We start from the raw sequence: 21,011 nt of genomic DNA, 5'->3' as shown, positions 1-21,011 counted from the left end.
CTCCTAAATACTAAACACAATTCCTATTTTATTGTTTATTTTCATTTCAAAATCCTAACTTAGCAACTTATTGTATATAAAATCTACAAAATAAATTGACTTAAGTCTTTGTTACGTGAGATTGCACCCAATTTTTCCTCTACATATTGCGGAGTTATTGTAATTTTTTCTAAAGTAACTTCAGGTGCTTCAAAGGATAAATCCTCCAATAGTTTTTCCATAATCGTATGCAGACGGCGGGCTCCGATATTATCCGTGTTTTGATTCACTTCAAATGCAAATTCAGCAATCCTACGAATAGCATCGTCAGAAAATTCAATTTGTATACCCTCAGTTTCCAATAATGCTTCATATTGTTTTATTAATGCATTATCTGGTTCAACCAAAATATTAAAGAAGTCATCAACCGTTAGCTTTGTAAGCTCCACGCGAATTGGAAAACGACCTTGTAATTCAGGTATTAAATCGGACGGTTTTGCCATATGGAAAGCTCCAGCAGCCATGAATAGTACATGATCTGTTTTAACTGTTCCATATTTAGTTACAACCGTTGACCCTTCGACAACTGGCAAGATATCTCTTTGAACCCCTTCACGTGATACGTCTGCACTTGATCCTCCACTATTCTTGCTAGCAATCTTATCGATCTCATCGATAAAAATAATTCCCGATTGCTCCGCACGAAAGACCGCTTCTTGTGTTACTTCATCCATGTCAATTAATTTTTGGGCTTCTTCATTTGTTATTAATTTTCTTGCTTCACTTACCATTAACTTTCTCTTCTTGCGGCGCTTTGGCATCATACTGCTTAATGCATCCTGCATATTCATGCCCATTTGTTCCATTCCTGAACCTTGAAGCATATCGAACATCGAAGGCTGCTGTTCCTCTAACTCAACCGTAATAATTTCTTTCTCAAGCTCACCAAGGGCTAATTTTTCTTTCACTACCTTGCGTCTGCTTTGAAGATCCCAATCATCATTTGATTGATTTTCTTGTTCTGACTGATCGTTGCTTCCACCAAAAAACATTTCAAGCGGGTTTTTAAAATTTGCTGATTTTTTATTTGAAGGAACTAGTAATTCAACAAGCTTTCTGTTTGCACTTTCTTCTGCTCGTTCTTTTACACTAACCATTTTCTCTTCCTTCACAAGTCGGACAGACGTTTCAATTAGATCGCGTACCATTGATTCTACATCTCTACCTACATATCCAACTTCTGTGAATTTCGTCGCCTCTACCTTCACAAAGGGAGCACCAACTAATTTCGCAATTCTCCGAGCAATTTCAGTTTTACCAACACCTGTAGGTCCGATCATCAGAATATTTTTAGGGCTAATTTCATCACGTAGTTTTTCATCTAGCAAACCACGACGATAACGGTTCCTTAATGCAACAGCAACTGCTTTCTTCGCATCCTTTTGACCAATAATAAATTGATCAAGCTTCTCAACAATTTGGCGGGGAGTTAAGTTTGTTCCATTACTCATTGATTACACCTTCCCTTAAAGTTCTTCCACAATGATATTCGTATTCGTGTATACGCATATTTCTGCAGCCATTTCAAGAGATGCTTTGGCAATTTCATTAGCAGATAAATGCTCACCAGCGTAACGCTTTAAAGATCTGCCTGCTGCCAATGCATAATTCCCTCCCGAACCAATAGCTAATACACCATCATCGGGTTCAATCACTTCACCAGTGCCTGATATGAGCAATAAGCTTTCCTCATTCATCACGATAAGCATCGCTTCTAACTTACGCAGCACTTTATCACTTCTCCATTGTTTTGCGAGTTCAACAGCTGCTCGTTGTAAATTGCCATTATACTCTTCTAGCTTTCCTTCAAACATTTCGAATAATGTGAATGCATCTGCAACTGAGCCAGCAAATCCAGCAATTACCTTTCCATTAAACAGCTTTCGCACTTTTCTTGCAGTGTGCTTCATCACAACTGCATTTCCAAAAGTTACTTGGCCATCTCCAGCCATTGCACACTTCCCATTATGTTGAACAGCAAAAATTGTCGTAGCATGGAATTGAGACATAAATATCCTCCTTTTGCTTATTACCTTTTCTTAAAGTGGATGTTCAAAAAGCCCGGGAAAAATAGCCGCCTTTATTTCTGCGTCAGTTTGCTTATCCGCTCCTCAAATGCCAAAAACGTACGCTCCGGTGCTCTAAGCTTCACTTCCTTGAACTTCTCGGCTCTTTTTGCCTCCTTTTTGAACACTCACTTAAATAAGAGAAATACTACCTTATGCCCTTGGATGATGGGTCATATAAGTTTTTCTTAAATATTCATTGGTAACATGTGTGTATACTTGAGTTGATGATAAAAAGGCATGGCCTAATAACTCTTGTACGGTTCTCATATCAGCACCATTCGCAAGCAAATGGGTTGCGAATGTGTGTCTTAGCATATGTGGATGTATTTTTCCAGTTAAGGATGAATGTTCAATTAATTTATTAAGAATTAATCTTATTCCTCTAGCTGTTAGCTGTCCCCCTCGAAAGTTCAAAAACAAATAGTCATTTGCTGAATTTCCTGAAAGGAGATTCTTTCGGGCATTTTGTATGTAGTCCTCAAGGGCATCATGTGCATAGCTACCAAATGGAATATAACGCTGCTTATTCCCCTTGCCATGTACAAGTACGGTTGATAAATACATATCAAGGTCTTTCATCCGAATATGGCTGCATTCACTTACCCGCATCCCAGTTGCATAGAGAAGCTCTAAAATCGCTTTATTCCGTTTCCCTAAGATCGTTTCTGTCTCACAAGCATGAAACAAGGCGCTCATTTCTTTCTCATAAAAAAACTCAGGAAGTTTCTTTTCTCCTTTAGGGATGGAAGCAAGTGCAAATGGATTATCTGATACTAGTCGCTCCCTCACCAAAAACTTAAAAAAACTACGTAGACATGAAATCTTTCTGGCAACCGATCTTCTGGCAAACTTTTCATTATACAACTTTGTCAAAAAGAGTCGAACATCAAAATATTTAACATCTTCAAGATTCATTATAGCTTGTTCAGACATGAACATAAAGAATTCTCTAATGTCATGGTGATAATGCTCAATTGTATATTGTGTATAATTTTTCTCAATTTGTAAATATTCAATAAACAAATGTAACGAATTGTTCACATTTTGATCCATTAAACCACCTCGCAAGAGCTTCTAAATCGTATCATATTTTAGAAGCTCTTGCAATTAAATCCCCTTACTTTTCACAAAGTTCTGAATTGTTTCTAACGCTCTTTCAGCATGTTGCTCATTTCGTTCTTTTTTCCCTTTTATTCTAACAGGTAAATCAGGTAAAAGCCCAAAATTAGCATTCATCGGCTGAAAGTTTTTCTCATTTGCTGAAGTAATATATCTTGCCATGCTTCCAATTGTCGTTTCGTGTGGGAATTCAAGCATGTCTTCTCCCTTGACGAGACGAGCAGCATTGATGCCGGCAACTAGTCCACTTGCTGCTGATTCCACATATCCTTCTACACCAGTCATCTGTCCTGCAAAAAATAAATCATCACGGTTCATAAATTGATATGTAGGTCGTAATACTTTAGGAGAATTAATAAAGGTATTACGGTGCATCACTCCATAACGCACAATTTCTGCATTTTCTAAGCCAGGGATTAACTGAATAACTTCCTTTTGTGGTCCCCATTTCAAATGCGTTTGAAACCCGACAATATTGAATAAAGTACCAGCTGCATCATCCTGTCGAAGCTGTACAACCGCATATGGTCTTTTCCCTGTTTTCGGATCCTCTAAACCAACTGGCTTCATTGGGCCGAATAACATTGTTTTCTTGCCTCTACTCGCCATAACTTCTATTGGCATACAACCTTCAAAAAAGATTTCCTTCTCAAATTCCTTTAAAGGAACTGTTTCTGCAGTAATTAATGCTTCATAAAATTTTTCAAATTCATCTTCAGTCATTGGACAATTAAGATAGGCCGCTTCTCCCTTATCATAGCGCGATTTCAAATACACTTTGTCCATATTTATTGATTCTTTTTCAATAATTGGTGCAGCTGCATCATAAAAGTACAAGTAGTCTTCCCCAGATAGATCCTTTAATTTAGCTGATAAAGCTTCACTTGTCAGCGGCCCCGTCGCAATAATTGTCGGACCATTTGGAATCTCTGTCACTTCTTCAGAAATCACAGTCACATTCGGATGATTCTTCACTTTATCGGTCACTAATCCTGCAAACTCATGGCGATCAACCGCTAGTGCACCACCAGCTGGAACAGCAGAAGAATCAGCTGAATGAATAATAACTGAATTTAATTTCCTCATTTCTTCTTTAAGAACGCCTACTGCATTTGTTAATGTATTTGCTCTTAATGAATTGCTGCATACGAGCTCTGCAAATTTATCTGTATGATGGGCTGGTGTTTGCTTTACTGGTCTCATCTCATAAAGTCGTACTTGTATTCCTCGCTCCGCAATTTGCCAGGCCGCTTCACTACCGGCTAGTCCAGCACCAATAACATTAACAATCCCTTCATTCATTTACAATAAACCTCCTACTATGGATAAATGTATTTATATTCCCATTCTGCTTTTTGCTCTATCCTTTTTGCACGCAAAAGAGTGGGCATCAAGCCCACCCTTAATTTTGCTTTTCTTCCTTGTAGTCACATGCTACACATTGAACCTGGACACCTTTTTTCAGCTTCTTTTCTACAAGAAGCTGCTCGCATTTCGGACAGCTACGAGGCAGTGGTTTGTCCCAAGAAATAAAGTCACATTCAGGGAATCGGTCACACCCATAAAAAATTCGGCGTTTCTTGCTTTTTCTTTCAATTATATTTCCCTCTTTACAGTTCGGACACTTCACACCTATTTCTTTCACAATTGCTTTTGTGTTCCGGCAATCAGGGAAATTGCTGCACGCCATGAATTTTCCATAGCGCCCCATCTTAAATACCATCGGATTCCCGCACTGATCACAATCTTCTCCTGCAGGTTCATCCTTAATTTCTACTTCAGCCATTTCTTTCTCTGCTTTACTAAGATCTTTTTCAAACTCTCCGTAAAATTCATCAATAATCTGAACCCAATTGACTTTTCCTTCTTCAATATAGTCCAGATCCTTTTCCATTTTAGCAGTAAACTCAACATCTACAATATCTGGGAAGAATTCTAAAATCGATTCTGTCACAATCTCCCCTAGCTCTGTTGGAATAAACCTTTTATTATCTAAAGCAACATATCCACGCTTTTGAATCGTATCTAACGTTGGAGCAAACGTGGAAGGGCGACCAATACCAAGTTCTTCAAGTGTTTTCACAAGTCTAGCTTCTGTGTACCTTGGTGGTGGCTGTGTAAAATGCTGCTTTGGCTCAATCTCTTTTTTTAGTACGATATCGCCTTCTTTTAGATCTGGCAGCATTTTATCCTTTTCTTCAGCCGTATCATCCGTTCCCTCTACATATACTTTCATGAATCCAGCAAATTTCACTTTTGAGCCAGTCGCTCTAAAAGTTACATCCTCATTGATTAAATCAACACTCATCGTATCCATAATAGCAGATGCCATTTGGCTTGCAACAAAACGTTCCCATATTAATCGATAAAGTCGAAGCTGATCCCTAGACAAATACTCTTTAAGAGCAGATGGCTCCTTCAGAATGCTTGTAGGTCGAATAGCCTCATGCGCATCTTGCGTATTTGACTTTTTCTTCTCTTTCTTTTTGCTCGTCAGCAAGAACTCTTTCCCATATGCTTGCTCAATATATTGCGATGCTTCTGTTTGAGCAACTTCTGATACACGTGTAGAATCCGTTCTCATATAAGTGATTAGACCTACTGTTCCTTCTTTTCCAAGGTCAATCCCCTCATAGAGTTGCTGTGCAAGCATCATTGTCTTTTTCGCACGAAAATTTAATTTTCGTGCTGCTTCTTGTTGTAAAGAAGATGTCGTAAAAGGAGAGGCAGGATTCCGTTTCCGTTCCTTTTTAGTAACGGATGTAACCTGAAACTCATTCCCCTTCAATTTACTTAAGACATTTTCAACCTCTTCTTTCGATTTCAATCCTAGCTTTTCATTGCCCATGCCATAAAATGCTGCATCAAAAGCTTCTTTTCCTTTCAAAAATTCGCCATCAATTGACCAATATTCTTCAGGAATGAAAGCTTTAATTTCGTTCTCCCTATCAATAATAAGGCGAACTGCAACAGATTGAACTCTCCCTGCACTCAAGCCTTTTTTTATTTTCTTCCATAATAATGGGCTTATATTATAGCCAACAAGCCGATCAAGAAGTCGTCTAGTTTGCTGTGCATCAACAAGGTCCATATTAATTGGCCGAGGATGCTTAAATGATTCTTTAATTGCATCTTTTGTAATTTCATTAAAAACAACACGGCAATCAGATGATACATCCATATTTAAACTATGGGCTAAATGCCAAGCAATTGCTTCCCCTTCGCGATCAGGGTCAGCTGCTAAATATATTTTCTTTGCCTTTTTTGCTGCCGTCTTTAGTTCTTTTAAGACAGGGCCTTTTCCGCGAATTGTAATATATTTCGGCTCAAAGTTATTTTTTTCATCTATACCCATTTGACTTTTTGGCAAATCTCGAATATGCCCCATAGATGCTTTTACTTTGTATTTTTTACCGAGATAACGCTCAATCGTCTTCGCCTTCGCGGGAGACTCAACGATTACAAGAAACTCTGACATCAATAGTCCTCCTTAAGAGGGATTTTTAGAAAAAACAGACACACTTTATTTTTTAAGAACTTTTATTTGATTGTTGTAAGGTAATTAATGTGTAAATGAAAACGGGTAACAATCAACCTTTTTCATTAATTTGTTAGTTAGCACTATTTAAAAAGACAGCCATTTATCTAAATAAATGAAATGTATTTTTATCATTTGTGTGACATACAAATGCCACTGAGAAATGATTATAGCCTATTATCCATGCAAAATATATGATCTTTTCATTCAAGAATGAAATATCCACTATTATTGAACATAATTTGCATATTTGTCAAACATTATTATCCATCCAACTCAACTTGTTTCAAACGCTTCTTACTTTATCATAGATCTATCATAAAATCTAAATTTATTTTTTTATGAAACAATACAGAAAATTTTTATTAATTTAGTACTTTATTATTTTATTTCGCACAAATGCTTATTCTAGTTTAAACATAGCTATTAATTGATATTAAGTAAAATAGATTAATTCTTCCATTATATCTTCAGGACTATTTACAAGCTTTGCTCCTTGCTGAATTAGCTCATTTGTCCCTTTTGAATGTTCGCTAAAAATGGTTCCAGGCAGTGCAAACACTTCTCTTCCTTCCTGTACTGCAAAATTAGCCGTTATTAATGAACCACTTTTTCTTTTTGCCTGAATGACCAAGGTTCCCTTACTAATTCCGCTTATTATTCGATTCCTCATTGGAAATTGCCATTTTTGTGGTTTCGTATTTGGTGGGTACTCTGAAAGGAGTAGATGGTTGTTCATCATTTCTTCAGCAAGCCTTTTGTTTGCTTGGGGATAAATATAATGAAAGCCTCCTGCGATAACACCGATTGTCTTTCCTTTATTCATCATCGCCACTTCATGTGCAATTGTATCAATTCCAGTTGCCAAACCACTAACAATAACAATGTTGTTTTCTATTAGTTTAGGAAACAAGTATTTTATTGCGTTTTCCCCATATTCTGTGTATTGCCTTGTCCCTACAACAGCTAAATGAATCTTTTCATTTAATATTGCCAAGTCTCCCTTAGCATATAACACCCAGGGAGGCTGATACGTCTCTTTTAATAATTGCGGATAGCGATCATCAAAAATAGTAATCATTTGAATACCATTTATCAAATATTGCTGGATTTGATCATAGATCTGTTTTGAATGGAGGTCATTATATGCTTCGATTGCAGAGGTTTTTGGAAGATTGAGGTCATTCATTTTGAGGTAATAAAGTGATGTAAGCTCAGGGTCAGCCTTTAATAGTTGAAAAATCGTATTCCATCCGATGCCTCGACAATGATGCAAATGTACAAGTCTCATTGTAAAGTCGTTCATTTGAAGCCTCCTCTATTTAAAATGCTATTTTAGAATCAAAGGATACAATAAATAGTCCCCCACATTTTCAGGGGACTACTTTATTGTTTTTTAAATTAATGTGTTTTACATTGATCGTAAAGGCCTTTTTCTTTCAGTACCTTAATTAACGTTTCTCCCATAACAGATGGTGTATCAGCTACTTCAATTCCGCATTCATTCATTACGCGGATTTTCTCATCAGCTGTTCCTTTTCCACCTGAAATGATTGCTCCAGCATGTCCCATACGTTTTCCTGGAGGTGCTGTACGTCCACCGATAAAGCCAACTACTGGCTTTGTCATATTTGCTTTTACCCACTCAGCAGCTTCTTCCTCAGCAGTTCCGCCAATTTCACCAATCATAATTACTGCATATGTTTCTGGGTCTTCATTGAATGCTTTTAATACATCGATGAAGTTTGTTCCGTTCACTGGGTCTCCACCAATACCAACTGCTGTTGTTTGGCCAATTCCGGCTTCTGATAATTGATGCACCGCTTCATATGTTAACGTTCCAGAACGAGAAACAACGCCTACATGGCCCTTCTTATGAATATATCCAGGCATAATCCCAATCTTACATTCATCAGCAGTAATAACTCCTGGACAGTTTGGACCTACTAATCGAGTCTTCTTGCCTTCCATATAGCGTTTTACTTTAACCATATCTAATACTGGAATATGTTCAGTAATACAGATAGCTAAATCCAAGTCTGCATCTACAGCTTCTAAAATCGCATCGGCAGCAAATGGTGCGGGTACGTAGATAACTGAAGCAGTTGCCCCAGTGGCATGAACTGCTTCCTGTACCGTATTAAATACAGGTACACCTTCTACTTCAGACCCGCCTTTACCTGGTGATGTACCGCCGACAATTTGTGTTCCGTATTCAAGCATTTGTTTTGTATGAAAAAGGGCTGTTGAACCCGTAATTCCTTGTACAATAACTTTTGTATCCTTATTAATAAAAACGCTCACATCAATTCCCCTTTCTTATCTCCAATTGCTTAGCCAACTAAGGAAACAATCTTTTGTGCACCGTCAGCCATAGACTCAGCCGCAACAATATCAATGTCTGATTCAGCAAGGATCTTCTTACCTAAGTCAACATTTGTACCTTCTAAGCGTACAACTAATGGTACTTGTAAGCCTACTTGCTTCGCAGCTTCAACAACACCTGTAGCAATAACGTCACACTTCATGATTCCACCAAAGATATTTACGAAAATACCTTTAACCTTTGGATCAGAAAGAATAATTTTGAATGCTTCAGTTACCTTCTCAGCAGTCGCACCGCCCCCAACATCAAGGAAGTTAGCAGGGTCCCCACCATAATGCTTAATGATATCCATTGTAGACATCGCAAGGCCAGCACCATTTACCATACAGCCAATATTTCCGTCTAATGCAATATAGCTTAGGTCATATTTAGATGCTTCAATTTCTTTTGCATCCTCTTCTTCAAGATCACGGTACTCAAGAATATCCTTCTGACGGTATAATGCATTGGAGTCGAAGTTTAATTTCGCATCTAATGCCATGACCTTTCCGTCGCCTGTCACAACTAGCGGATTAATTTCAGCGATTGAACAATCCTTTTCAATGTAAGCCGTGTATAGACTCATCATGAATTTCACTGCTTGTCCGACTAGTTCTTTTGGAATATTGATATTAAATGCAATACGACGTGCTTGGTATGCACTTAAACCAACAACTGGATCGATTTCTTCTTTGAAAATTTTCTCAGGTGTCTTTTCCGCTACTTCTTCGATCTCTGTTCCGCCTTCTTCTGATGCCATTAAGACAACACGTGAAGTAGCACGGTCTAGAACTAAACCAATATAATATTCTTTTTTAATGTCACAGCCTTCTTCAATAAGTAAGCGTTTTACTTCTTTTCCTTCTGGTCCTGTTTGATGCGTAACAAGCGTTTTGCCGAGAATTTCATTTGCATATGTACGTACTTCATCTAAATTCTTCGCAACCTTAACGCCGCCAGCCTTCCCACGGCCACCCGCATGAATTTGTGCTTTAACAACACAAACCTGTGTGCCTAATTCTTTTGCTGCTTCAACTGCTTCTTCAACTGTGAAAGCAACCTTTCCATTTGGTACTGCTACCCCGTATTTTCTGAGGATTTCTTTACCTTGGTACTCATGGATATTCATTTCCCATCCTCCTACTATAAGCTCATCAAAAATTAAACTGCGCTTTCATTTTATAAAACTCCACAATTCTTGTCTACCTTTATTAGGTGAAATATTATATTTCTTTTAAAATTTCTAAATTCTAATACAGTATATTCTAAGGAAAGTAGGTAGTATAGACTAGTAAAATTGTTTTTTGAATATAGAATTTTCTAGTTCTTTCGTTTGTCTTTTGCCTCTTGGTCTGTCCGATAAATAAAAGCAAAGATTTCCGCAACTGCCTGATATAATTCTTCAGGAATTTGTTCATTTATATTAAGCTTGCCAAGCAGCTCAACTAGTGATGGGTCCTCTTGTATGGGAATTTTATTTTCTTTTGCTTGTTCAACGATATTATCAGCAATCATTCCTTTCCCTTTAGCAACAAGACGAGGAGCATTTGTTCCATATTTATCGTATGTTAAAGCAACGGCTTCTTTTCTAATGATCCTTCCTTGTTTGTTCATACTCTAAAGTCCACTCCATTAAAGTTATTTGGACGAATATAAGTTGAATTCTTCCCTTTTATTTCAATGTTTTCCTTATTTTCTAGCGGTTTATCAAATGTAACTGATGATAGATGATAATTTATTTTCATTAAATTTGTTTTTAAATTAACTAGAAAAGGATCAGCTAATCGCTTTAGATCTTCTCGTTCATTAATTATAGCAATGTTCATCACCCTATTTTGTACCTGCAAATCAACAATGGTTTCTTTCAATTCGCTAAGATGAAGATAGAATAATACACGACAATAATTAGGATCAATTTTCCCTTGGTCTGTTTTTTTCCCACTCCATTGAATCGTTAAATCTGTTTTCATTTCTGAAAAAGATAGTGGGATTTGTGTAACATATTGTTGGATCGGGCCTATTTCCTGTGACAGCACTTGAAGCCCTGTAATTTTGTACAGAAGCTTCTCTGCCGCATCTTTCACAGGGACGCTTGTTTCATCCGCTAGCAGCTGCATTAATAGTGGTTTAAGCGACTCTAATTGGCTCGTTCGATCTATTTCTGGATTTTTCAACATGTCGATGACACCATGTTCATACGAAAGACCTAATGATCGTATGATTTGCTTCAGTTGATGATTAACTGCATTTGAATTCTCCCATTGGACTCCCATTACCTGTGTTTCCCTTTTTATACTCGAAAGCAAGGCATCCTCTTCGCTCGAAAAGGTAGAAGAGTGCTTCGCTAGATCATTCGTTAACAAGCTAGAGATCTTTGTAAAAGCTTGTTCTGTCCCATTTAGGATTGAAAGTGCCTGATTCATGAATACAGACTGATTTTGCATACTATTAGCAGGAGTGAGCTGCAAACGAAGAACCCCCTTCGTCACCGAGAGCAAATCATTATCACTTAATGGCGGTGTTACCTTTCCGACTTTTACATTTGTCAGCAATTGATTGAGCGTTTCAAGCAATTTAGCATCTACAGGATTTGAACTGTTTCGTATTTGCTCCTGTAGTTTTATTAGTGAAAAAATAAGCTGTTGTCGGTTTCCTGTACGGCTTCCTTCGATTAATTCAACTAATGAATGGGCAACAGTAGAAGCGGAACTCGACTTTCCATCAGCATCCATCCACTTTTCAGCCAATTGATTCATTAGCCCGGCCTCATTTGCAGCTGTTGATAGAAAACCTGCTTTTTGTAATAAATGAAAGGCTGCTTTTGATTGAGATTCATCATTTGATCCAATCCATTCTTTCGTCAATTTCATTAAAGCAAAGCTATTCATCTTTTCTTTATCGGTTTGAGTCATTTCATTTAATAAAGCTGTTAACTTGATCGATGTAGGGCCATTTGAATGAACTTGACTTAATTGCGCCTTCAAACCATCCATCAAAGTAGTAAAAGATTCATTCTTCAAAACGGAAGTGAGAGATAAAAAAACATCTTTTGTAAATGGAAGCTGCTTATTAAGTATTAACTTTATACTTTCTAAGCTATCCTGAAGTGACGTACTGCTCTTTAGCCAGTCAGCAGCTAATTGCAGCGTATCTTTTGTTATAGGGAGTTGTTCTTTCATAAAAAATTGGAGTAGAGAAATATGTTCTTTCGTTACTGGAAGGTTCATTTGTCTAAGTAAGTTCTCAACTGAAGGCTGCTTACCATTGCCACTCACTACATCTAAAACCTTTAAATGGATTTGTCCATCATTTGATTGCACTTGGAAAAAGTGACGGTCATTCACCGATAAACCTACTTCTAACTGTGCAATAACCTTTCCCGAACCAACCTGCACCTCTGCAATTTGGTTTGGAAACAATTTCAATACTTTCCCGCTAAAAATTTGACCAGGTCTAAAGGATGTTGCTTTTGAATGGATTGACTTTTCTTGCCTTAATAAACTATCTACCATATTTAATGAGCTCATCATTTCACCTTATTCTTTTTTTACATAGTTTTTGATGGGCGCAAAGCTTTTCCGATGATGGCGCGTTATGCCATATTTTCGTATGGCTTCAAGATGGGCTTTCGTACCATACCCCATATGCTTTGCAAAACCATACGCCTCATATTCTTTTCCTAAATCCGTCATCATCCGATCTCGCGTTACCTTTGCAATAATCGATGCTGCTGCAATGGACACGCTTTTCCCATCGCCCTTAATAATTGCTTCAAGCGGATATGGAGTATCAAGCTTAACGGCATCAACAAGAACAAAATCAGGCTGAACATGTAATCCTGAAATAGCTGCTAGCATCGCCTTTTTAGATGCTTCATAAATATTGATTTGGTCAATTTCATTCACATCAACAATGCCAATACTCACTGCAATTGCTTTTTCGTGAATCTTAGCGAAGTATTCATTTCGTTTTTGTTCGGATAGCTTTTTTGAATCATCAATGCCAGGTAAATAAAAATCAGCAGGTAGAATAACCGCAGAAGCAACAACAGGGCCAGCGAGAGGACCTCTTCCAACTTCATCAACTCCAGCAATAAATTGATAGCCTTGCTTCAGATACTTCTTTTCATATTTGGTCATTAGTAGATACTTTTCAAATATTTTTCTTTCTTGCTCTTTCCATTTCAGCCATTTATTCAATAGCTGCTGAACACCTTTTCGTTCGTCATTCAGTAAAGTTTGCATAAAAATACTATCTGGGCCGTTTACACTTATTAGCTTTTCTTCTATTTCACGTATTGTTAATTTCTCCATGCTTAATCCCCTTTAAATTACATACTATATGTATCGGCAATTTGAGAAAAAAATAAAGGCCTTCTAGCAGAAGAAGGGCCTTTAAGAGATTGAACTTTTATTCATTATTTCTTTGATTACTGAACGGTTGGATCTAACCGTTCATTTGGATATTCTAAAGTAATGGAGCCAAATTTTTCTGAGCGAAAATCACGAATGATCAGATCTGTGACCTTATCATAATCAATTCCCCCACCACTGATTAGACATCCTCTCAATTTACCAATTTCGTCAAATAGCTCGACAATATCTTCTGGAATGACTTCAAGCTTATACCGTTCTGTCAATCGATCCGGATATTTATTTTGAAGAAATCGAAGTGCGTAAACTGCAATATCTTGCAAGTTTAATATCGTATCCTTGATCGCCCCTGTAAGCGCAAGTTTTAAGCCGACCTCTTGATCCTCGAATTTCGGCCAAAGAATACCAGGTGTATCAAGAAGTTCTAATTCTTTCCCAACTTTTATCCATTGCTGCGCCTTCGTAACCCCAGGTGTATTTCCAGTCTTCGCAATATTCTTATTCGCAAGCCGGTTAATTAACGTCGATTTCCCTGCATTAGGAATACCTACAATCATTGCACGAATGGCCCTAGGCTTTACACCCTTTGCTTTCATTCGATCAAATTTTTCCTGCAAAATTTCTTGTGATGCACGAACAATCTCCTTCATTCCTTGCCCTGCTTGTGAATTAATTGCTATGGCCTTAATCCCTTTGTCTTGAAAGTAGTTAATCCACTGCTTTGTTGCGTCCCGATCAGCCATATCTGCTTTATTCAAAAGCACTAATCTTGGCTTATGCTGAATGATTTCATCAATCATTGGATTACGAGAAGAATATGGAATTCTTGCATCGACAAGTTCAAAGATGATATCTACAAGCTTAAGTTTTTCTGTTACTTGTCTGCGGGCTTTCGCCATATGCCCTGGAAACCATTGAATAGTCAAGACTTCCACCTCCATTCCTTCGCTTTATTTTACAAGTCGAATATCTTCGATTGGCCAATAGATAATCCCTGTATTACCTAGCACTTTTTCCATTGGAACCGTTCCAATATGACGGCTATCTTTACTATATCTACGGTTATCTCCCATAACAAAGAGATGGCCTTCAGGAACCGTTTCTGAGCCGATCTTTTCCTCTAGAGTAAAAGGTTCAGTTAAAGGACCATCGATTACTTGGCTTTTATAATCATCAAGATACGGTTCTTCATATGCCTTCCCATTGATAAACAGGGTATCATCCTTATATTCAACCCGATCACCAGGCAGGCCAATCACTCGCTTGATGTAATCTTTATTTTCTGGCGCATGAAAAACAATAATATCAAAACGGTCTGGGTTTCCAATTTTATAACTGAATTTATTAACAATCATACGGTCTTGATCATGTAAAGTTGGCATCATAGACAACCCATCTACAACAATTGGAGCAAATAAAAAGTATCGGATAACTGCTGCTAACAAAATTGCGATTACAAGTGCCTTTGTCCATTCCCAAATTTCATTTTTCTTTTTTGCCATGTTTTCCCCACCAATCTCTAGTAAAAATAAATCCATCTATAAAGCACCAAGCTTTTATTTGGATTGTAATCCACTTCTCTATATTACAAAAATCCCACATAAAAAACATGATGGGAGGCTTATAATCTTATTATTCGTTAAAAAAATTTATTTATTGCAGAATAATTGCTAGAATACGCCCATTTATCATCCGACTCATTCTTCAATATTTATGGGGAATCGTCCTCAGACAGATTGGTGTTTATACTTTATTTGCTAAGAAAAAGGAGCTTGATATACAAGCTCCCTTTCGCTTTTCTTATTGTCCAGTTACAACGCCTAGCCCCTCGAGGTCACAAGCCATTCCGGTAAGAAGGTTAAAGAACAACCTTCCCACCGGACTATCTTATGCTTGTCGGGGCTGAACAAGGCGTTTTCACTTTTCGGATTAACGAATTTCTTTAATACGAGCTTTTTTACCACGTAGATTACGTAGGTAGTAAAGTTTCGCACGGCGTACTTTACCGCGACGGATCACTTCAAGCTTCGCAATTTTTGGTGTGTGTACAGGGAATGTACGCTCTACGCCTACACCGTAAGAAATCTTACGAACTGTGAAAGTTTCACTAATTCCACCACCACGACGCTTAATCACTACTCCTTCATACACCTGAACACGCTCACGAGTTCCCTCAACAATACTAACGTGTACACGTACAGTATCACCAGGACGGAAAGCCGGAAGGTCCGTACGAAGTTGTTCTTTAGTGATTTCTTCGATTAATTTATGCATCGTTTTCAACTCCTTCCAACAGATGCTCTTGCACATGTCTCAATCCATTGCAGCGGAACATCTTTATAAGACAATAAACTGAATATGTCAGCCTAAGTCACAAAAAGTATTGTATCATATATACCGTACAACTTCAATGCTCTTCATGTTCTTTTTTTATTTCCTCTAGCCACTTTTTCTGTTCAGCAGATAACTCCATATGGTCGAATAAGTCTGGTCGTCGAAGCTCAGTTCTCCTTAACGATTCTTTCATTCGCCATTCATCAATTAAGCGATGATTGCCAGATGTAAGAACATCCGGCACCTTCATTCCTCTGAAATCTGCTGGTCTAGTATAATGAGGATGTTCCAGTAGCCCTGTACTATAGGAATCACTTTGATGCGATTCCTCTTTCCCTAGGACACCCGGCAGCAGGCGCACAATACTATCAATGACAACCATTGCTCCAAGCTCTCCACCGGTTAGAACAAAATCTCCTATCGAGATTTCATCCGTTACTACATGCTCACGAATTCTTTCATCATATCCCTCATAATGACCACAAACGAATATCAGATGCTCTTCCTGAGAAAGTTCTTCTGCTTTTCTTTGCGTATATTTTTCCCCTTGTGGACAAAGAAGAATTACTCTCGGTGAGGATGTACTCTTCTTCTGTAAATCTGCAACGGCATCAAAAATAGGCTGTGGCTTCAATACCATACCGGCACCACCACCATATGGGTAGTCATCAACTGTTTGATGTTTATTGTCCGCGTACGTGCGAAAATTTACGATATTATATTCAACAGCATTATGCTCTGCCGCCCTTTTTAAAATAGAATGGCCTAAAACACCATCAAACATTTCTGGAAAAAGGGTAAGAACATCCATTTTCATCATGACAGCAGTCCTTCAATTGGATCAATGATGATTTTCTTTTCCTTCACATTAACCTCTTTCACGACATCATCAATATAAGGGATTAAAATGTCTTTCCCGCCTTTTCCTTTAATTACCCATACATCATTTGCACCTGGTGAAAGAATTTCTCGTATCTTACCGACCTCTTCACCATCTAGTGTATTTACAGAACAGCCAATAATTTCATGATAATAAAATTCATTCTCTTCCAATTGTCCGAGCTGATTCTCTGATACTTTTAAAATGCCGCCCTTCATTTTTTCAATCTCATTCATATTTTCATACCCTTCGAAAGTAAGTAAATCAAAGGACTTATGTATTCGATGTGATTTAATCACAAGATCAATTCTGTCATTTGAATCAGGCATAAATAACGTGAGCGTATTGCCAGGCTTATACCGCTCTTCAGCAAAATCCGTCTTTGAAATAACTCTCGCTTCTCCTTTTATGCCATGGGTATTTACGATTTTCCCAACATTAAACCATTTTTCCATCCTTTTCACCTCTAGCGTATTTCAGCAATCATTCCATCTTTAATAATGATTGCTTTTTCACTTTGTATTTTATCCCAGCAATCCCCTACTTTTATCTCAATCCAAGCTTGTACTTCTTTTTCCTTCAATTCGCTTCCTAACGGTAGTATATGTAATTGTTCTATTTGAAAATCAAGTAGTTTTACCTTTTCCTGACGCATTTGAATTTCTTTCTCAAAATGTTTTTTCAAAGTTTCTGGCTGAAACTTTTTTGTACGTTCAATTTTTTTACGTTCAAATTGAAGCTGATCACATTCTTTCTCCAATTGCCTTTTCTTGACTAAATAACTTTCTAATAGCTCTTGTTTACTTTTTTCTGTTAGAACCTGCAGCACTGCGACCGTTTGAAGGATTTTCATTATTCACGCCTCCCTAAGGGTACAATCGTGATAAACATTTATAATTGGAAAAAAAGGAGGGTAAATAAACCCTCCTTTTTTATCGTCTAGCTTCGGCTCCTAGTCCCTCGAGATCATAAGCCATTCTGTCTTATGCTTATCGGGAATAGGCAGTTGCTTCCGCTATTCTTATTCACTGATCTCTAGATAGATCTTTTTTTGTTGTGATGATCCTGCTGCATAGACAACAGTTCGTATTGCTTTCGCAACGCGCCCTTGCTTTCCAATTACTTTCCCCATGTCATTCTTGTTGACGGAAAGCTGGTAGGTCACGCGATTTTCTTCTTCAAAAGTTGTTACTTGAACCTCTTCTGGAAAATCAACAAGGGGCTTCACAATCGACACGATAAGTTCTTTCATCTTAATGTTAAATTACTTACCGTTTTTTGCGTTATGGAATTTTTCCATAATGCCTTGTTTAGAGAAAAGATTACGTACTGTATCTGATGGCTTCGCACCAGTTTGAAGCCATTTAAGAGCTAACTCTTCATTGATTTCAACGATAGCTGGTTGAGCTACTGGATTGTAAGTTCCTACTGTTTCAATAAAGCGTCCATCACGTGGTGAACGAGAATCAGCTACTACGATACGATAGAAAGGAGATTTGTTTGCTCCCATACGTTTTAAACGAATTTTTACTGCCATTATTAAAGCACCTCCGAATAGTTTCACACAAGATAATATATTATCAGATTGATTTATGGTTTGTAAAGTGTTTTTTCTTTACATCACTCAAAAAAGATTACAACTGCTTAAAAAGGATTAAAAGGAAGCTTAAAACCACCCTTTTTCTTTCCTTTAGGTGATGAAGCTGTCATTTGTTTCATCATTTTTTTCATGTCTTCAAATTGCTTCAGTAAACGATTGACTTCAGGAACTGTTGTACCGCTTCCTTTTGCAATTCGTTTACGTCTGCTTGCATTAATCGTCTCAGGATGAATTTTTTCGTCCTTTGTCATTGACTTAATAATTGCCTCAATATGAGAGATTTGCTTTTCATCGACTTGAAGATTATTCAAGCCTTTGATTTTATTTGCTCCTGGCATCATTTTCAGCAATTCATCAAGTGGTCCCATGCTACGAACCTGGGTCAATTGCTCTAAGAAATCATCAAATGTGAGGGAAGCTGTTCGCATCTTTTGCTGCATTTCTTTTGCTTTTTCTTCATCCACATTCGCTTGCGCTTTTTCAATTAAAGTGAGGACATCACCCATCCCTAAAATCCGAGAGGCCATTCTCTCTGGATGGAAGGATTCTAAAGCATCTAGTTTTTCTCCAAGCCCAACAAACTTAATAGGTGTATCTGTTACAGAGCGAATAGATAAAGCTGCTCCTCCACGTGTATCACCATCAAGTTTCGTTAGAACGACACCCGTCAGTCCAAGAAGCTCATTAAAGCTTTTTGACACATTTACAGCATCCTGCCCAGTCATCGCATCCACAACTAAGAAAATTTCATCTGGATTAGAAAGCTCTTTAATTTGCTTCAATTCATCCATTAATGCTTCATCCACATGCAATCGACCTGCTGTATCAATAAGGACATAATCATTATGATCCTCTTTCGCCTTTGCAATTGCTTGTTTGGCAATTTCTACAGGGCTTACTTGATCTCCAAGTGAAAATACAGGCATATTCAATTGTTTGCCAAGTGTTTCAAGCTGCTGAATAGCTGCAGGACGGTAAATATCAGCTGCTACAAGCATAGGATTACGGTTGTATTTCTTGCGAAGCAAGTTTGCGAGCTTACCAGTGGTCGTTGTTTTACCAGCACCTTGTAAACCAACCATCATAATTACCGTTGGCGGCCGGTTTGATACAGCTATTTTGCTCTGCTCGCCACCCATTAATTCTGTTAGCTCTTCTTTAACAACCTTGATGACTTGTTGCCCAGGTGTTAAGCTTTTCATCACTTCTTGACCTACAGCACGTTCACTTACCTTTTTAACAAACTCTTTGACGACCTTAAAGTTAACATCCGCTTCAAGTAAAGCAAGACGTACTTCTCGCATCATTTCTTTGACATCCGCTTCATTAATTTTCCCTTTGCCGCGGATTTTCTGGATTGTATTCTGCAGTCGGTCGGCTAATCCTTCAAATGCCATCTTGCCGCCTCCTAATCTAATTTCTCAAGTTCAGCTATCTTCTGAATAATTGTTGTTGTATCAGTAGAATCAGCTTTAAGTAGATCCTTGATTCTTACGATAAGCTTGCCTCGCTCTTGAAATTTATGAAATAATAACAGCTTTTCTTCATACTCTTCAAGCATTGCTTCAGTCCGTTTAATATTATCATACACTGCTTGCCTGCTAATATTGTATTCTTCTGCTATCTCTCCAAGCGAGAAATCATCCAGGTAATAAAGGGACATATAGCTTCGCTGCTTAGGAGTTAACAACGATTGATAAAAATCATAAAGATAATTCATTCTCGTTGTCTTTTCTAACATCCCAACTCCCCCTTGTTAAGTGAAAAGCCTTTACAATAGTTAGTTTACCTAGAACTACTCTGCATGTCAAGAAATTATCTTTACAAATGTACACAAATAGCTCAGCTATTAAAAAGCAGGTTTCTTGATTTTTAATTTCGTTAACACCAGAGCATTCGTTGCACAAAAGAAGCAGCTGGAACTCACTTTAAGTCAATCGGTTTAGATGTAACATGTATAAGTGTTTTAGCAAGTGAATGAGCGTATAAATTTGCTTGCTATTTTTGATAAGCATTTTATTTTTTAAACTAAAAATTTAGCATCAGTATTATTAATTGGTGGGCAATAGCTGACGCCACACTATATTATACATGTTAAAGAGTATAATCAAAAACAGTGCAAATTGTGTCATTTTCTAGGAAAGAGATGGAAGTTATTAATCCCCTTATTTAAGGTCAAGAAGGTCCAAGCTTGTAAGCGTTAACTTGAGCGCCCGAGCTAATAAATAGACGGAATTATTCCGCTTATTTCGGAATTATTAATAAAAAAAGCTCAAATAAGCGGAGATTTTCCGCCTATTGACTCGAAATATTCAAAAATCATTACTTTTGCATTGCATAAGCGGAAAAATTCCGCTTATTTCCCTAAAAAAGAGCTTCATTCAGCATTTAACCGGAAAATTTCCGCTTATTATACTTCTACTCGTTACTCCATTAAGTATAAAAAGCTTAATTTAAATGAAGGATTCCAAGAGAACCTCGTATTGGTTGAGGCATGCCAAGAGTAAGCGCGGTTATAACTAGGGAATTCTTTAGCAAAATCCCTTTGTCTCATCAATAATTGAAGCTTTGTTGATAAATATGGTCATTAAATTACACAAAAAAGCAGAGGATGCTCAAGCCTCTGCTTTTTCTATGCAATTTTATTCTATATATGATTAAGCCTGATCATGCCGATGAATTCGATTATTATTC

21 protein-coding genes are annotated in these 21,011 nt (G+C 37.6%); all 21 read right to left on the bottom strand.

Going from position 1 to position 21,011, the window contains the following annotated elements:
- Positions 1-83: 83 nt before the first annotated feature.
- Positions 84-1,490 (bottom strand): ATP-dependent protease ATPase subunit HslU, encoded by a 1,407-nt coding sequence (hslU, locus tag J2Z40_RS03305; RefSeq protein ID WP_066393568.1) that lies wholly within the window; start codon positions 1,488-1,490, stop codon positions 84-86.
- Between the two features lie 15 nt (positions 1,491-1,505).
- On the bottom strand, positions 1,506-2,048 hold the full coding sequence (gene hslV, locus J2Z40_RS03300) for an ATP-dependent protease subunit HslV (RefSeq protein WP_066393567.1): 543 nt from the start codon (positions 2,046-2,048) through the stop codon (positions 1,506-1,508).
- Between the two features lie 210 nt (positions 2,049-2,258).
- Complete coding sequence (gene xerC, locus J2Z40_RS03295; protein ID WP_066393566.1) at positions 2,259-3,161, bottom strand: tyrosine recombinase XerC; 903 nt, start codon at positions 3,159-3,161, stop codon at positions 2,259-2,261.
- A gap of 54 nt (positions 3,162-3,215) precedes the next feature.
- Positions 3,216-4,529 carry an FADH(2)-oxidizing methylenetetrahydrofolate--tRNA-(uracil(54)-C(5))-methyltransferase TrmFO gene (gene trmFO / locus J2Z40_RS03290; protein WP_066393563.1) on the bottom strand — a complete coding sequence of 438 codons (1,314 nt, stop codon included), beginning with the start codon at positions 4,527-4,529 and terminating at the stop codon, positions 3,216-3,218.
- Between the two features lie 100 nt (positions 4,530-4,629).
- Positions 4,630-6,705, bottom strand: a complete 2,076-nt coding sequence (topA, locus tag J2Z40_RS03285) for a type I DNA topoisomerase (protein WP_066393560.1) — start codon at positions 6,703-6,705, stop codon at positions 4,630-4,632.
- A 496-nt stretch (positions 6,706-7,201) separates the two neighbouring features.
- Complete coding sequence (dprA, locus tag J2Z40_RS03280) at positions 7,202-8,071, bottom strand: DNA-processing protein DprA (protein WP_066393559.1); 870 nt, start codon at positions 8,069-8,071, stop codon at positions 7,202-7,204.
- A gap of 95 nt (positions 8,072-8,166) precedes the next feature.
- Complete coding sequence (gene sucD, locus J2Z40_RS03275) at positions 8,167-9,069, bottom strand: succinate--CoA ligase subunit alpha (protein ID WP_066393557.1); 903 nt, start codon at positions 9,067-9,069, stop codon at positions 8,167-8,169.
- Positions 9,070-9,098: 29 nt separating this feature from the next.
- On the bottom strand, positions 9,099-10,259 hold the full coding sequence (sucC, locus tag J2Z40_RS03270; protein ID WP_066393556.1) for an ADP-forming succinate--CoA ligase subunit beta: 1,161 nt from the start codon (positions 10,257-10,259) through the stop codon (positions 9,099-9,101).
- Between the two features lie 191 nt (positions 10,260-10,450).
- On the bottom strand, positions 10,451-10,744 hold the full coding sequence (locus J2Z40_RS03265; RefSeq protein ID WP_066393555.1) for an EscU/YscU/HrcU family type III secretion system export apparatus switch protein: 294 nt from the start codon (positions 10,742-10,744) through the stop codon (positions 10,451-10,453).
- Positions 10,741-12,660 carry a hypothetical protein gene (locus J2Z40_RS03260; protein ID WP_157087814.1) on the bottom strand — a complete coding sequence of 640 codons (1,920 nt, stop codon included), beginning with the start codon at positions 12,658-12,660 and terminating at the stop codon, positions 10,741-10,743. The genes J2Z40_RS03265 and J2Z40_RS03260 overlap by 4 nt, the downstream gene beginning before the upstream one ends.
- Before the next feature lie 6 nt (positions 12,661-12,666).
- Positions 12,667-13,443 (bottom strand): ribonuclease HII, encoded by a 777-nt coding sequence (locus tag J2Z40_RS03255; RefSeq protein ID WP_066393551.1) that lies wholly within the window; start codon positions 13,441-13,443, stop codon positions 12,667-12,669.
- A gap of 116 nt (positions 13,444-13,559) precedes the next feature.
- Complete coding sequence (ylqF, locus tag J2Z40_RS03250) at positions 13,560-14,429, bottom strand: ribosome biogenesis GTPase YlqF (protein WP_066393549.1); 870 nt, start codon at positions 14,427-14,429, stop codon at positions 13,560-13,562.
- Positions 14,430-14,453: 24 nt separating this feature from the next.
- Entirely contained in the window at positions 14,454-15,005 is a 552-nt protein-coding gene (lepB, locus tag J2Z40_RS03245; RefSeq protein WP_066399221.1) for a signal peptidase I, read from the bottom strand.
- A 427-nt stretch (positions 15,006-15,432) separates the two neighbouring features.
- Positions 15,433-15,777 carry a 50S ribosomal protein L19 gene (gene rplS, locus J2Z40_RS03240; protein ID WP_066393547.1) on the bottom strand — a complete coding sequence of 115 codons (345 nt, stop codon included), beginning with the start codon at positions 15,775-15,777 and terminating at the stop codon, positions 15,433-15,435.
- Positions 15,778-15,910: 133 nt separating this feature from the next.
- Entirely contained in the window at positions 15,911-16,654 is a 744-nt protein-coding gene (gene trmD / locus J2Z40_RS03235) for a tRNA (guanosine(37)-N1)-methyltransferase TrmD (RefSeq protein WP_157087873.1), read from the bottom strand.
- Positions 16,654-17,172 carry a ribosome maturation factor RimM gene (gene rimM, locus J2Z40_RS03230; RefSeq protein WP_066393543.1) on the bottom strand — a complete coding sequence of 173 codons (519 nt, stop codon included), beginning with the start codon at positions 17,170-17,172 and terminating at the stop codon, positions 16,654-16,656. Before rimM ends, trmD begins: the two co-directional genes overlap by 1 nt.
- 11 nt (positions 17,173-17,183) lie before the next feature.
- A complete protein-coding gene (locus J2Z40_RS03225; RefSeq protein ID WP_066393536.1) occupies positions 17,184-17,570 on the bottom strand; it encodes a YlqD family protein in 387 nt (128 codons plus the stop codon).
- Between the two features lie 168 nt (positions 17,571-17,738).
- Positions 17,739-17,969 carry a KH domain-containing protein gene (locus J2Z40_RS03220; RefSeq protein ID WP_066393534.1) on the bottom strand — a complete coding sequence of 77 codons (231 nt, stop codon included), beginning with the start codon at positions 17,967-17,969 and terminating at the stop codon, positions 17,739-17,741.
- 12 nt (positions 17,970-17,981) lie between these two features.
- Positions 17,982-18,254 (bottom strand): 30S ribosomal protein S16, encoded by a 273-nt coding sequence (gene rpsP / locus J2Z40_RS03215; RefSeq protein ID WP_053475639.1) that lies wholly within the window; start codon positions 18,252-18,254, stop codon positions 17,982-17,984.
- 107 nt (positions 18,255-18,361) lie between these two features.
- Positions 18,362-19,714 carry a signal recognition particle protein gene (ffh, locus tag J2Z40_RS03210; protein ID WP_066393533.1) on the bottom strand — a complete coding sequence of 451 codons (1,353 nt, stop codon included), beginning with the start codon at positions 19,712-19,714 and terminating at the stop codon, positions 18,362-18,364.
- 11 nt (positions 19,715-19,725) lie between these two features.
- Positions 19,726-20,058 (bottom strand): putative DNA-binding protein, encoded by a 333-nt coding sequence (locus tag J2Z40_RS03205; RefSeq protein WP_066393531.1) that lies wholly within the window; start codon positions 20,056-20,058, stop codon positions 19,726-19,728.
- Positions 20,059-21,011: the final 953 nt, after the last annotated feature.

Origin of the sequence: Cytobacillus eiseniae, assembly GCF_017874625.1 — a bacterium.
Classification (GTDB): domain Bacteria; phylum Bacillota; class Bacilli; order Bacillales; family Cytobacillaceae; genus Cytobacillus; species Cytobacillus eiseniae.
The sequence above is the reverse complement of the archived record's forward strand: the minus strand, read 5'-3'. Positions and strand labels throughout refer to the sequence as shown.

Excerpts from the sequence above, each read along its gene's own strand:
- hslU (WP_066393568.1), bottom strand. The coding sequence starts at position 1,490 with ATGAGTAATGGAACAAACTTAACTCCCCGCCAAATTGTTGAGAAGCTT.
- hslV (WP_066393567.1), bottom strand. The coding sequence starts at position 2,048 with ATGTCTCAATTCCATGCTACGACAATTTTTGCTGTTCAACATAATGGG.
- xerC (WP_066393566.1), bottom strand. The coding sequence starts at position 3,161 with ATGGATCAAAATGTGAACAATTCGTTACATTTGTTTATTGAATATTTA.
- trmFO (WP_066393563.1), bottom strand. The coding sequence starts at position 4,529 with ATGAATGAAGGGATTGTTAATGTTATTGGTGCTGGACTAGCCGGTAGT.
- topA (WP_066393560.1), bottom strand. The coding sequence starts at position 6,705 with ATGTCAGAGTTTCTTGTAATCGTTGAGTCTCCCGCGAAGGCGAAGACG.
- dprA (WP_066393559.1), bottom strand. The coding sequence starts at position 8,071 with ATGAACGACTTTACAATGAGACTTGTACATTTGCATCATTGTCGAGGC.
- sucC (WP_066393556.1), bottom strand. The coding sequence starts at position 10,259 with ATGAATATCCATGAGTACCAAGGTAAAGAAATCCTCAGAAAATACGGG.
- J2Z40_RS03265 (WP_066393555.1), bottom strand. The coding sequence starts at position 10,744 with ATGAACAAACAAGGAAGGATCATTAGAAAAGAAGCCGTTGCTTTAACA.
- J2Z40_RS03260 (WP_157087814.1), bottom strand. The coding sequence starts at position 12,660 with ATGATGAGCTCATTAAATATGGTAGATAGTTTATTAAGGCAAGAAAAG.
- J2Z40_RS03255 (WP_066393551.1), bottom strand. The coding sequence starts at position 13,443 with ATGGAGAAATTAACAATACGTGAAATAGAAGAAAAGCTAATAAGTGTA.
- lepB (WP_066399221.1), bottom strand. The coding sequence starts at position 15,005 with ATGGCAAAAAAGAAAAATGAAATTTGGGAATGGACAAAGGCACTTGTA.
- rplS (WP_066393547.1), bottom strand. The coding sequence starts at position 15,777 with ATGCATAAATTAATCGAAGAAATCACTAAAGAACAACTTCGTACGGAC.
- trmD (WP_157087873.1), bottom strand. The coding sequence starts at position 16,654 with ATGAAAATGGATGTTCTTACCCTTTTTCCAGAAATGTTTGATGGTGTT.
- rimM (WP_066393543.1), bottom strand. The coding sequence starts at position 17,172 with ATGGAAAAATGGTTTAATGTTGGGAAAATCGTAAATACCCATGGCATA.
- J2Z40_RS03225 (WP_066393536.1), bottom strand. The coding sequence starts at position 17,570 with ATGAAAATCCTTCAAACGGTCGCAGTGCTGCAGGTTCTAACAGAAAAA.
- J2Z40_RS03220 (WP_066393534.1), bottom strand. The coding sequence starts at position 17,969 with ATGAAAGAACTTATCGTGTCGATTGTGAAGCCCCTTGTTGATTTTCCA.
- rpsP (WP_053475639.1), bottom strand. The coding sequence starts at position 18,254 with ATGGCAGTAAAAATTCGTTTAAAACGTATGGGAGCAAACAAATCTCCT.
- ffh (WP_066393533.1), bottom strand. The coding sequence starts at position 19,714 with ATGGCATTTGAAGGATTAGCCGACCGACTGCAGAATACAATCCAGAAA.
- J2Z40_RS03205 (WP_066393531.1), bottom strand. The coding sequence starts at position 20,058 with ATGTTAGAAAAGACAACGAGAATGAATTATCTTTATGATTTTTATCAA.